The organism is Oscillospiraceae bacterium (genome assembly GCA_025757985.1).
Classification (GTDB): domain Bacteria; phylum Bacillota; class Clostridia; order Oscillospirales; family Ruminococcaceae; genus Gemmiger.
Map to the genome: position 1 here is coordinate 2774691 of CP107210.1, position 14002 is coordinate 2788692.

The 14002-nt window shown below is 64.1% G+C and carries 8 protein-coding genes and 3 tRNA genes; 9 read left to right on the forward strand and 2 right to left on the reverse strand.

The window, feature by feature from the left end:
* Window positions 1-314 precede the first annotated feature (314 nt).
* Both mgtE and glgB read left to right on the forward strand, forming a co-directional pair.
* The gene (gene mgtE, locus OGM67_13100; protein ID UYJ34481.1) at window positions 315-1679 is read left to right on the forward strand and encodes a magnesium transporter; all 1365 of its coding nucleotides are present in this window, start codon (window positions 315-317) and stop codon (window positions 1677-1679) included.
* 205 nt (window positions 1680-1884) lie between these two features.
* Window positions 1885-3654 (forward strand): 1,4-alpha-glucan branching protein GlgB, encoded by a 1770-nt coding sequence (gene glgB / locus OGM67_13105; GenBank protein ID UYJ34482.1) that lies wholly within the window; start codon window positions 1885-1887, stop codon window positions 3652-3654.
* 227 nt (window positions 3655-3881) lie between these two features.
* Here glgB and OGM67_13110 read toward each other — a convergent pair whose 3' ends face one another.
* Window positions 3882-5354: a UDP-N-acetylmuramoyl-L-alanyl-D-glutamate--2,6-diaminopimelate ligase gene (locus tag OGM67_13110; protein UYJ34483.1), complete on the reverse strand. Its 1473-nt coding sequence runs from the start codon at window positions 5352-5354 to the stop codon at window positions 3882-3884.
* Window positions 5355-5360: 6 nt separating this feature from the next.
* Window positions 5361-7178, reverse strand: a complete 1818-nt coding sequence (gene asnB, locus OGM67_13115) for an asparagine synthase (glutamine-hydrolyzing) (GenBank protein UYJ34484.1) — start codon at window positions 7176-7178, stop codon at window positions 5361-5363.
* 123 nt (window positions 7179-7301) lie between these two features.
* Here asnB (OGM67_13115) and OGM67_13120 point away from each other — a divergent pair, with 123 nt between their 5' ends.
* The 7 genes from OGM67_13120 (at window position 7302) to OGM67_13150 (ending at window position 14001) form a co-directional block, all read left to right on the forward strand.
* Entirely contained in the window at window positions 7302-8483 is a 1182-nt protein-coding gene (locus tag OGM67_13120) for a helix-turn-helix domain-containing protein (GenBank protein UYJ34485.1), read from the forward strand.
* A 205-nt stretch (window positions 8484-8688) separates the two neighbouring features.
* A complete protein-coding gene (locus OGM67_13125) occupies window positions 8689-9903 on the forward strand; it encodes a hypothetical protein (GenBank protein UYJ34486.1) in 1215 nt (404 codons plus the stop codon).
* An 8-nt stretch (window positions 9904-9911) separates the two neighbouring features.
* Complete coding sequence (asnB, locus tag OGM67_13130) at window positions 9912-11759, forward strand: asparagine synthase (glutamine-hydrolyzing) (GenBank protein ID UYJ34487.1); 1848 nt, start codon at window positions 9912-9914, stop codon at window positions 11757-11759.
* A gap of 88 nt (window positions 11760-11847) precedes the next feature.
* A tRNA-Arg gene (locus tag OGM67_13135) sits at window positions 11848-11921 on the forward strand.
* Window positions 11922-11928: 7 nt separating this feature from the next.
* Window positions 11929-12005, forward strand: a tRNA-His gene (locus tag OGM67_13140).
* A 47-nt stretch (window positions 12006-12052) separates the two neighbouring features.
* A tRNA-Gln gene (locus tag OGM67_13145) sits at window positions 12053-12127 on the forward strand.
* A gap of 311 nt (window positions 12128-12438) precedes the next feature.
* Window positions 12439-14001, forward strand: coding sequence for an FGGY-family carbohydrate kinase (locus OGM67_13150; protein ID UYJ34488.1), 1563 nt, complete (start codon window positions 12439-12441; stop codon window positions 13999-14001).
* The last annotated feature ends 1 nt before the right edge of the window (window position 14002 follow it).

Here is a 14002-nt window from a genome sequence, read left to right on the forward strand (position 1 = left end):
GGTCGGCTTTTTTGTTTTTTTGCGCAAATTACCGAAATTTACCGTTGACTAATGCCGTGCCAGATGGTAAAGTAAGTATAGGTGCGAATAGCACCGCTTTGTAAAAATTCAAACAAAGGTGAGGTGGTTGTTGCAATGGATACCCCCAGTCCCAGTCCTGTGTACCGATGTATCTTGAATAAGGCAGCCACCATGTTTATACCGGGCAACCTGAGGCAAACTGCGCGTTAAAAGTAACGCACGGTATTGCTGTGCTTTGCATTGCCTAAAATTAAATGTGCTCGGCTGCCGCCTGAAAAGGAGGCAGCTTTTTTATGTCCGACACCACGATCGCAACCCTGCGCGCCATGCTCGCCAATCTGGATGATGCCAAAAAGTACCAGAGCCTGCGCGATGTTATGTCCACCCTGCCCGCGCCCGATCTGGCCGCCGTGTTTGAGGATCTCCCGCCGGAGAAGCTCCCGGTGCTGTTCCGCCTGTGTCCCAAGGATCTGGCGGCCGAGATCTTTGCCGAACTGACGACCGAAACCCAGCAAAACCTGATCGACGGCCTGACCGATAAGGAATTGAAGGCCGTTGTAGATGATTTGTTCGTCGATGATGCGACGGATCTTGTCGAGGAAATGCCTGCCAATGTAGTCAAGCGTATTCTGGGTCAGGCCGATCCTGCGACCCGCCGCATGATCAACGAACTGCTTAAATATCCCGAGGACTCCGCCGGCGGCGTCATGACCACCGAGCTGATGGAGCTGCGCCCCGACTGGACGGTGGCGCAGGCGATGAGCGCCATCCGCAAGAACGGCTTTGACAAGGAGACCATCAACAACTGCTATGTCACCGACCGCGACCGCACGCTGATCGGCGTCGTCTCCCTGCGCGCACTCGTCCTCTCCAAGGACCCGGACAATGAGCTGATCCGCGACATGATGGATGACAATGTGGTCAGCGTCAACACCACGACCGATCAGGAAGATGTCTCCCAGATGTTCGAGAAGTACGGCTATCTGGCTATTCCTGTTGTGGACAACGAGAAGCGTCTGGTCGGTATCGTCACGATCGACGATGCTATCTCGATCATGCAGGACGAGGCCAGCGAGGATATCGCCAAGATGAACGCTATCGGCCCGTCCGACAAGCCGTATTTTAAACAGTCTATGCTGGATCTGTACAAAAGCCGTGCGCCGTGGCTGTTGTTCCTGATGATCTCGTCCACCTTCTCCAGCATGGTCATCCGCGGGTATGAGGATGCCCTCGCCGCCGTGACGGTGCTGACCGCCTACATTCCGATGCTGACCGACGCGGGCGGCAACGCGGGCAGCCAGAGTACCTCCACCATCATCCGCGGCATGGCGGTCGGCGACATTGAGCCGCACGACCTGCCCAAGATCCTGTGGCGTGAGTTCCGCGTGGCGATCCTCTGCGGCGGTACGCTGGCGCTCTGCAACTTTGCAAAGCTCATCTTTCTGGACGGCATCCTGCCCCCGGTTGCAGCGGTCGTCTGCCTGACACTGCTCTGCACGGTCATCCTCTCCCAGCTGATCGGCGGTCTGCTGCCGGTCGTTGCCGAGAAGCTCAAGATGGACCCCGCCGTCATGGCATCGCCGCTCATCACCACCATTGTCGATACCACGACGCTGCTCGTCTATTTCAACATCGCACGGACGCTGCTGAAAATCTAATTTTAGACACCGTGTTCAATATTGTAGGTTGTACCACACCTTTGGGTGTGGTACAATTTTTTTAGAGAAAAATTGAGAACGTAGGGGCGGGGCTCTGCTCCGCCCGGCAACGGTACAGCTGCCGCGAGTGGGCACGGGCGGAGTAAAACCCCGCCCCTACTGCGTTATAGAATTATACATGACTTCTTAGCAGGAGACTTTCATCATGAACATGCAGGATTTCTACACCGGGCACGCCTTTGATGCGTATGAATTTTTCGGGGCGCACACCTACTTCGGCGGCACACATTTTGCGCTGTGGGCACCGTCCGCCCAGCATATCGCGGTCGAGACCGAGGCCGGCACCTTTGACATGCACCGCACCCAGCCCGGTGTGTGGGAGTGCGATGCCCCCGGCGTCAACGCGGGCATGGTCTACCAGTATTGGGTGCGCGGCGCAAACGGCCAGACCGTGGCCCACTGCGACCCCTACGGCACCGCCATGACGCTGCGCCCCGACGGCCGCAGCATCATCACCGATACGCCCAAGGGCTTCAGCGATGACAAATGGATGCAGAGCCGCACCAAATGCTTTGATAAGCCGATGAATATCTATGAGGTCCACGCCGGAAGCTGGCGGCAGAAGGAGGACGGCAGCTGGTACACCTATGCCGAGCTGGCCGAGCTGCTGCCCGCCTACTGTAAGGAGAACGGCTTCACCCATATTGAGCTGATGCCGCTGGCTGAGCATCCGTTTGACGGCAGCTGGGGCTACCAGATCACCGGCTTTTTTGCGCCGACCAGCCGCTACGGCACGCCGGACGAGCTGGCCGAATTTGTCAATGCCTGCCACAAGCAGGACATCGGCGTCATCCTCGACTTTGTGCCGGTGCATTTTGCCGTGGATGCCTACGGCCTGAAGGAATTTGACGGTACACCGCTGTATGAGTACCCGGCCGCCGCCGTGGGCCAGAGCGAGTGGGGCAGCTGCAACTTTATGCACTCCCGCGGGGAGATCCGCTGCTTTATCCAGTCCTGCGCCGATTACTGGCTGCGGGTGTTCCACGCGGACGGCCTGCGCATGGACGCGGTGTCCCGCCTGATCTACTGGCAGGGCGACCCCAACCGCGGCGTGAACGGCTCAACGCTGGAATTTTTGAAGGGCATGAATCAGGGGCTCCAGCAGCGCCACCCCACAGCGATCTTGATTGCCGAGGACTCGACCAGCTTCCCGAAGGTCACTGCCCCTGTGGAGTACGGCGGCCTCGGCTTTGACTACAAGTGGGATCTCGGCTGGATGAACGACACGCTGGACTACTTTAAAAAGACCAGCGAGGAGCGCCGGGAAAACCTTGGCAAGCTGACCTTCTCGATGATGTATGCATGGAACGAGCATTACATCCTGCCGTTCAGCCATGACGAGAATGTCCACGGCAAGGCGACCATCGTACAGAAGATGTACGGCGACTACGAGGGCAAGTTCCCGCAGGCGCGGGCGCTGTATCTGTATATGGCAATCCACCCCGGCAAGATGCTCGACTTTATGGGCAACGAATTTGCGCAGCTGCGTGAATTTAATGAAAGCCGCGAGCAGGACTGGATGGTGCTGCAGTACCCCAACCACGATGATTTCCACCGCTACCGCAAAGCGCTGAACGAGGCCTACTGCAAAAACGAGGCCTTCTGGAGCCGCGAGTACGACCCGGCAGCGTTCCAGTGGCTTGACTGCGCCCACCCCGAGCTGGACGCCTGTGCCATCTGGCGCGAGGGGAACGAGGGGGCTGTGCTGGCTGCGTTCAACTTTGGCGATACCGCGCTGGAGGATTACACCCTGACCCTGCCCCGCGCCGGCAAGCTGACCCTGCTTTTGGACACCGACTGGCAGTGCTTCGGCGGCAAGACCGAAAAGCCGAAGCGGGCTGCCGGCAAGGCGTGCGACGGTACGCTGAAGGTGACGCTGGCCCCGTTCAGCGGCCGGCTGTATAAGCTGGTCTGATTTTACAAGGATAGGCAACACCCCTGCGCCGTTTTGGGACGGCGCAGGGGTGTTTTTTTGCTGTGCGGTAGGGGCCGGGCATGCCCGGCCCGTAACTTTGCCGTTGCAACCCCTTTTGCGGTAGATTTGCAGGGAGGGGCCTTGACCCCTCCGCGGCGGCCAGAGGGCTGGCCGCCCTACAAGCGCCCGTGAACGGGTAAAGCCCCTCCGGCTTTGCAACCTTGCCTTTATATCTTCTTCACCTCCCAATACTCCTCCACGATCTCCATTTCCACAAACGGCTCCTTTACCCCGTTGCGTTCTATGGTTGTTTCGTGGCCCTTGCCTAAAATCGCAATAATATCCCCGGGCTGGGCGTGGTCGAGGGCGTAATAAATCGCCTGCCGCCGGTCCGGTATTTCCGCAAACGGTGTGGCCGGGTTGCCTAAGCGCAGCCCCGCGCGGATGTCGGCCAGGATCTGCTCAACAGGCTCGGTGCGGCTGTTATCCTCGGTGATGACGCAGAAATCCGCCAGCCGCGCGCAGACGCTGCCCATCCCGAACCGGCGCAGCCGGCTGCGGTCGCCGCCGCAGCCGAACACGGCAATCAGCCGCGCGGGCTTGTAGGCCCGCAGTGTGCGCAGCAGGCTCTCGGCGGCGGCCTCGTTGTGGGCGTAGTCGATCAGCACCGTGAACGGCGCGCCGACTGCGGCAGGCTCGACCCGGCCGCGCACGACCGCCTCGGCCAGCCCCCGGCGGACAGCCTGCTCCCCGGCGCCGAGCAGCCGCGCCGCCGCCAGCGCCGCCAGCGCGTTGTAAACGCTGAACGCCCCGGGCATGCCCACTGTGTACGGCACGCCGTCCACCATGAAGGCTGCCCCCAGCCGTCCGCCGGTGCGGGTCAGTGTGATGTCGGCGTCCGCGCGCAGATCGGCCGGGTGGTCTATGCCGTAGGTCACGGCGCGGCAGGGCGCACCCTGCTGGATTTTCCCCACCCACGCATCGTCATTGTTGAAAACTCCGGCCGCGCAGTGCGGAAAGAGCGCCGCCTTCCAGTGCAGATACTCCGCCAGATCCGCATGCTCCCCGGGACCGATGTGGTCGGGGGAAAAATTCGTAAAGATGCCGACGGCGAACGCCAGCCCCGCGACCCGGTCGGCCTTCAGCCCGAGGCTGGACACCTCCATGATGCAGGTGTCGCAGCCGTCATCGGCCATCCGGCGCAGCAGCGCCTGCAGGTCACAGCTCTCGGGCGTGGTGTGGTTCAGATCGTGGCGGTGCCCCGGCCAGCAGGCACCGTTTGTGCCGATCAGCCCCACCCGCCGTCCGTCCGCCTGCAGGATGGCCGCCAGCAGGTGGGCGGTGGTCGTCTTGCCCTTGGTGCCGGTAATGCCCACCAGCGTCATCCGCCCGCCGGGGTCGCCGTACAGCCGCGCCGAAAGCACGGCCATCATGCGGCGCGGGTCGTCTGCCTGCAAAACGGCACAGCGGTCGGGCAGATCGCTCCCGGCATAGCCCGGTGCGCACAGCACGGCCGCCGCCCCGGCTGCGGCGGCCTGTGCGGCGTAGACGCTGCCGTCGGTGTGGCGGCCGGGCAGGCAGACAAAAAGCGCCCCCGGTTCCGCACTGCGGGAGTCGCAGCAGACGCAGGTGATCTCGGTCAGGGCATCCCCCCGCAAAAGCCGGCAGCCGGTATCCCGGATAAGGCGGCGCAGATCCATTCGGCATCACGCTCCAAAAAATTGCTCATACCAGATCAGAAAACTGTAGACGCACCAGATCTGCCGCCAGCAGTCGCCGCCGTGCAGGTGCCGGTTTAACATACTATGCAGCACCTGCGGCCGAAAGAACTGCGCGGCCGCCGGGCGGGCAAAGGCGGCGCGCACCCGGCTGGTGTAGGGCTCCTGCCGCAGCCAGTCCCGCACCGGCACAGGAAAGCCCAGCTTTTTGCGGGCGGCGCTGGCCGGGGGCAGTGTGCGTGCAGCCGCCTGCCGCAGGGCAATCTTCGTCATGCGGGCATCGGCCTTGGCGGCGGCGGGCAGGGCGGCGGCCAGGGCAAACACCTCCTTGTCCAGAAACGGCACCCGCAGCTCAAGGCTGTGGGCCATGCTCATTTTGTCCGCCTTGAGCAGGATGTCCCCGGCCAGCCAGAGGTTTATGTCCACCTGCTGCATCCGGCTCACCGGGTCCAGCCCCTCGGTGCTGTCCCACAGGGCCTCCGTCAGGAACATCGGGTCGCCGTCCCCCTCATAGTCGGCCAGCAGGCGGCGCTTTTCCCGCTCGGTCATCAGGGCGGTGGGGCCAAAATACCGCTCCTCCAGCGGGCAGCCGCGCCGCACCAGAAAATTCACCCCCGGCCCGGGCGGCAGCAGCCCGGCCGCCGCGCCCAGACCGCCGCGCAGCCAGGGCGGCAGACGGTTGTACCACTGTGCGGTAAAGGGGTCGCGGTAGATGTTGTACCCGCCGAACAGCTCATCTGCGCCCTCGCCCGACAGGCAGACCTTGACCTCCCGCGCGGCCTCGCGGTTCAGGAAGTAGAGCGCCACGGCGGCGGCATCGGCCAGCGGCTCGTCCATGTGGTACTGCACGGCGGGCACGGCGTCCCAGAACTCCCCGGGGCTGATGCGCCGCACCCGGTTGCGCACGCCGAGGCTGCGCGCCAGCGTCCGGGCGGGGAAGGACTCGTCATAGCGCGGCTCGGCGTAGCTGATCGTGTAGGTGCGGCCGGGGCGCGCCAGCGCCGTTATGTAGGCGGAATCCACCCCGCCGGACAGAAAGCCTGCGACCTCGACATCAGCGATCTTGTGGGCGGCGGTGCTGTCCTGCAGAACAGCCTCCAGCTCGGACGGCGGGACCGGCGTCTCCCCGGGCAGAAAGGCGGGCTGCACCCACCGCGTTGTGCGCACGATGCCGTCAGAGAAGATAAGAAAATGCCCGGGCAGCAGCTTCTCCACCCCGGCAAAAAAGGTGTCCCGCCCCGGCGAATACTGGCAGGATAAGTAGAGCGGCAGCTGCGCCGCGTTCAGCCGCTTTTCAAAGGACGGGTGATCCAGAAATGCCTTGATCTCGCTGGCAAACAGCAGCGTGCCGTCCGCACAGCGGCAGTAGTACAGCGGCTTGATGCCGAACATGTCCCGCGCACAGAACAGCGTCCCGGCCCGGCGGTCCCACAGCGCAAAGGCAAACATGCCGCGCAGCCGGGGCAAAAGCTCGCGGCCCCACTGCTCCCATCCGTGCAGCAGGACCTCGGTGTCGGTGCGGGTCGCAAAGCAGTGGCCCAGCGCCGTCAGCTCGGCGGTCAGAGCCTTGTAGTTGTAAATCTCGCCGTTGAAAACGATGACCAGATTTTTGTCCTCGCTGTACAGCGGCTGGGCACCGCCCGCAAGGTCGATGATCGCCAGCCGGCAGTGGCCAAGGGCGGCAGGCCCCTCCACAAAGGTGCCCTGACCGTCCGGGCCGCGGTGGGCGATGCGCGCCAGCATGGGGGCAAGCGCCCCGGCATCGGCCGCGCCCTGCCCGGCGATGAATCCCGCAATTCCGCACATGAGATCATTGTCCTTTCCCGGCAGAGCAACCTGCCGTTACCGTTTTGTACACTCGACTTGCTGGCATTTTACCACAGGCTGTGGTAAAATCTTGTCAGAACAAAGCGGAAAGAGGGCGAGACAATGACACTGGGACAGAACATCCAGAACGCGCGCAAGGCAAAGGGAATGAGTCAGGAGACGCTGGCCGAAAAAATCGGCGTCAGCCGGCAGGCGCTGGGCAAGTGGGAGAAGGACACCGCCCTGCCCGGGCTGGACAATTTGCAGGCGCTGGCGGCGGAGCTGGGCACCGGCGTGGACGCGCTGCTGGGCGCACAGGCTGAAAGCCCGGCTGCCCCCGCCGTGACGCTGGACGCCCTGCGGGACCTGCTGGCCGCCCGCGATGCCGAGGAAAAGCGCCGCCGCCGGCTGTGGGGCGGTGCCGCGGGCGCGGCCTTCCTTGTGCTGGCGGGGCTGCTGGCCGGAACGGCGCTGCAGTATGAGCGGCAGATCAACGCGCTGAACCAGAATTACGCCGCGATTCAATCCAGCTACGCGGCCCAGCAGGCGGACCTTTCGGCGCAGATTTCAGAGCTGCAGGATGCCGTCCGCATGGGGGAGACCACGGTGCTGGACTGGCGCTGGCTGCCCGCCGATAAGCTGCACAGGGACGCGGCGGGCAGCTGGATGCCTGTGCAGGTGCAGGTCACGCCGCGCACAGCCGCCGCGGGCACGACCGCACGGCTGGCCGTGCGCTGCGGCGATGATACGCAGCTGTATGAGATGACCGCCGCGCCCGACGGCAGCTTTGGGGCGGACGGTCTTGTGTTTACAGACGGGGATAACTATGCGCTGAGCGTGCAGTGGACCGCCGATGGCGTTACAACAAGCGAAGCGCTGGGCACCGTGAACTTTAATGAGGAGATGACCGAGCCAACGATCATCTGGGCCACCGGCTATACCAGCCTTGATTACGGGTACTACCTGCGCCGCACCGGAAAAACTAACTACCTGACCCTTACCTGCTACCCGGTGGAGCTGGAGGTGGACGCCCCGGCGTGGATGGAGGTGGCCGCCGTCGAGGTCGATCTGCGTTTGAACGGCGATGCGGGCGAGCCTGCCGCCACCGCCGTGCTGCAATGTGCGGAGTCGTACAGCTATGTCGGCGCTGACCGCACCGGCGGCGTTTGGAGCGGCACATTTTATGACGGTGCCCCCGCCGATGGCTGGCCCTACGATGGAAAGGAAATTCCGAAGTATGTGGTGCGGGTGACCGACACCAACGGCGGCGTCTGGACGGAGGAAATGCCGCTGACGAAGAAATAATAGAAAGCCTTCCCCCTTGGGGGAAGGTGCCCGAGGCCCCGCCCGAGGGCGGATGAGGGGCAGCCTTGCCAACAGAACCCATTTGCCGGGCGGCTGTGGTATACCTGCCCCTCATCCGGCCCTGCGGGGCCACCTTCTCCCTATGGGAGAAGGCAAAAAGAATAAACGTCCCCTTGCGGCATATACTGCCACAGGGGGGATTTTTATGCCGCAGATTCTGCCGGTGCTGCTGGGCGGGGATGCCAATGTCTACGGCATGGCCCGCAGCTTTTATGAAACCTGCGGTGTCCGCAGCCTTGCCGTCTGCCGCCGTGCGCTGCCGGCGCTGGCCTGCAGCCGCCTTGTCCGCGTTGCTGTGCAGGACCCGGCGTTTGCGCAGGATACCGTGTTCACCGCCACGCTGCTCGGTCTGGCCGCACAGCACCCCGGCAAAACGCGGCTGCTCGTCCCCTGTGCGGACGGCTACACCCGCCTGCTGGCACGCCATGCCGATGCCCTGCGCGGGGCCTACCGCTTTGCCTGCCCGCCGCCCGATGCCGTTGAAGCGCTCAGCGACAAGCAGCGCTTTGCCGCCGCCTGCCGCGCTGCCGGGCTGCGCACGCCCCAAACGGTGGTATTCTGCCCCGGCGGCACGGTGCCGGACCTGCCGTTTGGCTGGCCGGTCATCGTCAAGCCGGCAGACTCCGATGCGTGGGCGCGCTGCCGTTTTCCCGGGAAACGCAAGGTGTATCTGGCAGGGGACGCCGCCGCGCTGCGCACTGTTCTGGACGCAGTCTGCCGCAGCAGCTACTGCGGCGCTATGCTCCTGCAGGAGTACATCCCCGGCCCGGATACCCGTCTGGGGGTCGTGAATGCCTACTGTGCGCGGGACGGCAGCGTGCCGTGGCTTGTGCAGGGGCAGCCCCTTTTGCAGGAGCGCACGCCCGAGGGCACCGGCAACTATGCCGCCGTGCTGGTGGAGCCTGTCCGGCAGGACACCGCCCTGCTGGACACCTTGCGGGGGCTGCTGCAGGCGGCGGGCTGGCGCGGCTACGCCAACTTTGACCTGAAGTACGACCGCAGCGGGACGCCGGTTCTGTTTGAGCTGAACCCCCGCCCGGGCCGCGCATCGTTTTACTGTGATGCCGCGGGTGCGCCGCTGGCAAGGCCGCTGGTGGAGGATCTGCTCTGCTGCGGCTCTGTCACACCGCCTAAGCTGCGCCCCGCTGTCTGGCACACTGCGCCGTGGTGCGTGGTGCGGCGGCACTGCCCCAGCAGGCTGCTGCTGCACCGCGCCGCTCTCCTGCGGCGCCGCGGCAGAGCCAGCGCCCATCTGCTGGCGGCAGGGGAGGGCGCGCCCCGGCGGATCTGGTTTGTGATGCGGCAATGCGGGTATGCCCGCAAGCTGCAGGGGCAGCGACAGCGATTGGAAAAGGGGTGACAGCAGCCATGTGCGGCATCGTCGGTTTTACGGCAGAATACCTTGACCCTGCATCGGCCCGGCAAACGGCCAAGGCAATGGCGGAGCTTATCCGCCACCGCGGGCCGGACGGCGAGGGCTATTACGCCGACACGCGCGCCGCACTGGGCCACCGCCGTCTGTCGATCATAGATGTGAACGGCGGCGGCCAGCCGATGTTCAACGAGGACGGCACCCTTGTGGTGGTGTTCAACGGCGAGATCTACAACTATAAGCCGCTGCGCGCAGAGCTGCGCCGGTTGGGCCACACCTTTGCCACCGACTCCGACACCGAGGTCCTGCTGCACGGGTATGAGGCATGGGGCGCGGCGCTGCCCCGGCATCTGCGCGGGATGTTCGCGTTTGCTCTGTGGGACCGCGCCGCCGGTACCCTGTTCTGCGCGCGGGATCTTTTCGGCATCAAGCCGCTGTACTATTACCAAAAGGGGGCGTGCCTGCTTTTTGCCAGCGAGATCAAGGCGTTTCTGGCGCACCCGGCCTTTGAAAAGCAGCTGAACGAGGCCCGCCTGCCCGACTGGCTCAGCATGGAGTACCTGCCCGACCGGGAAACACTGTTTGCGGGCGTGTATGAGCTGCCGCCTGCCCATACGCTGTGCTGGCAAAACGGCCGCGTGACCCTGCAGCGCTACGCCGCGCCGCGCTTTCGGGTGCAGCGGGGCCGCAGCCTGCGCAGCTGGGCGCAAGCGATCGGCGATGCTCTGGCGGACAGCGCCGCCGCCCACCGCATCGCCGATGTGGAGGTCGGGTGCTTTCTCTCCGGCGGGGTGGATTCCTCGCTGGTCGTGCGGGAGACGGCGCGCAACCAGCCTGCGGTGCAGTGCTTTTCGGTCGGCTATCGGGAGGAAAAATATTCCGAGCTGCCCGCCGCCCGCGCGGCTGCGGCGGCGCTGGGCGTGCCACTGACCGAAACGACCGTTACGGCCGAGGCGTTCTTTGACGCCAACCGCGCGATCCAGTGGTATCTTGACGAGCCGATGCCCAACCCGGCGGAGGTGCCGCTGTATTTTCTGTGCAAAACCGCACGGCAGCGTGTAAAAGTGGTGCTGTCGGGCGAAGGGGCGGATGAGCTGTTCGGCGGCTACCCGCTGTACCGGCAGGCCGTCTGGGCCGAGGGCTGGCAGCGGATGCCGCGCCCGCTGCGCCGTGCGCTGGCCGCACTGCTGCCGGGGTGCGGCTTTCTGCGCCGGGGCGCACAGCCCCGCTGGCAGCGCTGCGCCCGTGCCAACTATGTGTTTGAGACCCCGCAGGAGCGCGATAAATATTTGAAGCGCTCGCCCAACACGCCCGAACCGGCCCGCCGCTGCAAGCCGTATTTTGATAAGGTGCGCAGTCTGGATGAGCCGACGGCCCTGCAGTGGGTGGATTTGCAGACATGGCTGCCGCGGGACATTCTGCGCAAGGCGGACCGGATGAGTATGGCCCACAGCCTTGAGCTGCGGGTGCCGTTTTTGGACCGGCGGGTGCTGGCTGTGGCGCTGGGGCTGCCCCGGCGGTACCGCTGTACCGCGCGGCGGGGCAAAATCGCCCTGCGCGCCGCTGCGGCACGCCGCCTGCCCCGGGCGCTGGCTGGCGCGCCTAAGCGCGGGTTCCCCGTGCCGCTGGCCGACTGGCTGCGGCAGGACGAATACTATGCGCGGGTGAAGGCCAAATTCACCGGCCCGGCGGCCGAGCGCTTTTTTGACACCGGGGCGCTCTGCGCCCTGCTGGATGACCACCGGGCAGGGAAAACAAACGCTATGACGAAGATATGGGCGTTTTACTGCTTTATAGAATGGTATGAGGTGTACTTTGTAGAGCAAAAACCGCCGATTTTGTAAAAAACTTACCGAAAAAGCTTGACAAAGACCGATTGCGTTGCTATAATAACTTACGCAGTATGTCCCTTGTGGGCAGAACCCGCAATAAGCGCCCGTAGCTCAGCTGGATAGAGCAACTGCCTTCTAAGCAGTGGGCCGGGGGTTCGAGTCCCTTCGGGCGCATTATGTGGTGCCTATGGCGCAGTTGGTTAGCGCGCCAGATTGTGGCTCTGGAGGCCGAGAGTTCGAATCTCTCTAGGCACCCCACCAAAGACCGTTCAGGCCCGTTCCTGCGCGGTCTTTTCTTTTTATAATGGGCCGTCGCCAAGCGGTAAGGCAGAGGACTTTGACTCCTCCATCCGTCGGTTCAAATCCGGCCGGCCCAACCAAATCCCCCTGGAAAATGACGCAGCCAAGTTGGTTTGCGGCATTCTTCTGGGGGGATTTTTTTTGTGGCAAGGCGGGAATTGTGCGGTGCTGCCTTAAAAGCCGGATGGCAGACCCGCGGTATGAGGGTCTCTGCCACGGTAGGCTCTATTACAAATCCCTGCAGGACCGACTGCACTTTTTTGAACAAAAATCCACCTTTTAAAACAGCAGGCACTGGTCGGCGGCCGCGCTGTCTGTTATAATAAAAGCACGATACTGGCGGCAGAATGCCCGCATACAAAACAGACAGAATTTGGCAAGGAGTGATACCATGCTCGACCTCAGACAGTGCGCACTCGGTATTGAATTCGGCTCGACCCGCATCAAGGCGGTGCTGGTGGACGGCAGCCATGCCCCGGTGGCGCAGGGGGACTTCACTTGGGAAAACCAGCTGAAGGACGGCGTCTGGACCTACCCGCTGGAGGCTGTGCATACCGGCCTGCAGCACGCCTACGCCGCGTTGGCCGCCGATGTGCAGGCGAAATACGGGCAGCCCCTTACAACGGTGGGCTGCATCGGGATCTCTGCAATGATGCACGGCTATCTGGCCTTTGATGGGGCCGGCCGTCTGCTGGTGCCCTTCCGCACATGGCGCAATACGATGACCGGCCCGGCAGCGGCCGAGCTGACCGAGGCGCTCGGCTTCAACATTCCCCAGCGGTGGAGCATTGCGCATTTCTATCAGGCGCTTCTCAATGGGGAGGGACATCTGGGCGAATTGGCCTTCTTTACAACGCTGGCGGGCTATGTCCATTGGCAGCTTACCGGGCAAAAAGTGCTGGGCGTGGGCGATGCCAGCGGCATGTTCCCCATCGACAGCGCCACCGGCGGCTATGATGCCGAAATGCTCAAGACCTGCAGCCGCCTGATCGCCGGTCACGGCTTCGGGCGTGAGCTGGCCGAGCTGCTGCCCGCAGTGCTGCCCGCCGGTGCCGATGCCGGTGCGCTGACGGCGGAGGGTGCCCGCTTGCTGGACCCCACGGGGACACTGCAGCCCGGCGTGCCGTTCTGCCCGCCGGAGGGGGATGCCGGGACCGGCATGGTCGCCACGAACAGCGTGGCCCCGCGCACCGGCAATGTCAGCGCCGGCACCAGCATCTTTGCAATGGTCGTGCTGGAAAAGCCGCTCTCCCGCGTCTACCCCGAGATCGACATGGTCACGACCCCCAGCGGCGAGGCTGTGGCCATGGTCCACTGCAACAACTGCACAAGCGATCTGAACGCATGGGTCAGCCTGCTGGCCGAGAGCGCGGCTCTCTGCGGGGCGCAGGTCGATCAGGGGACGCTTTTTGCAAAGCTGTTCCATGAGTCGCTCAGGGGCGCACCCGACTGCGGCGGCGTGACCCCGGTGAACTACTTCTCCGGCGAGAGCGTGACCCATTTTGACGCGGGCCTGCCGCTGCTGCTGCGCCGCCCCGATGCTGATTTTACGCTGGCCAACTTCATGCGGGCCAACATCTACTCGGCCTTTGCCACGCTGGCTATGGGGCTGGAAATTTTGAAGAACGAGGATGTGGCCGTGGATACCCTGCTGGGCCACGGCGGGCTGTTCAAGACGCCGGGCGTTGCCCAGCGGTATCTGGCAGCGGCGGCGGGCGCACCCGTCACCTGCATGGAGACGGCGGGCGAGGGCGGCCCCTACGGCATGGCCCTGCTTGCGGCCTACCGCCTGCACCGCGCCGAGGGTGAGACGCTGGCCGACTACCTCAAGACCCGCGTCTTTGCCGGGGCCAGCAGCACGACCGTGACCCCCGATGCCGCCGACAGGGCCGGGTTTACCGCCTTCCTCCGGGAGTATGAGCGGGCACTCAAGGCAGAGCGGGCGGTAGTCTGAG

Coding starts and splice junctions, on each gene's coding strand:
- mgtE (UYJ34481.1), top strand. CDS start 315: ATGTCCGACACCACGATCGCAACCCTGCGCGCCATGCTCGCCAATCTG.
- glgB (UYJ34482.1), top strand. CDS start 1,885: ATGAACATGCAGGATTTCTACACCGGGCACGCCTTTGATGCGTATGAA.
- OGM67_13110 (UYJ34483.1), bottom strand. CDS start 5,354: ATGGATCTGCGCCGCCTTATCCGGGATACCGGCTGCCGGCTTTTGCGG.
- asnB (UYJ34484.1), bottom strand. CDS start 7,178: ATGTGCGGAATTGCGGGATTCATCGCCGGGCAGGGCGCGGCCGATGCC.
- OGM67_13120 (UYJ34485.1), top strand. CDS start 7,302: ATGACACTGGGACAGAACATCCAGAACGCGCGCAAGGCAAAGGGAATG.
- OGM67_13125 (UYJ34486.1), top strand. CDS start 8,689: ATGCCGCAGATTCTGCCGGTGCTGCTGGGCGGGGATGCCAATGTCTAC.
- asnB (UYJ34487.1), top strand. CDS start 9,912: ATGTGCGGCATCGTCGGTTTTACGGCAGAATACCTTGACCCTGCATCG.
- OGM67_13150 (UYJ34488.1), top strand. CDS start 12,439: ATGCTCGACCTCAGACAGTGCGCACTCGGTATTGAATTCGGCTCGACC.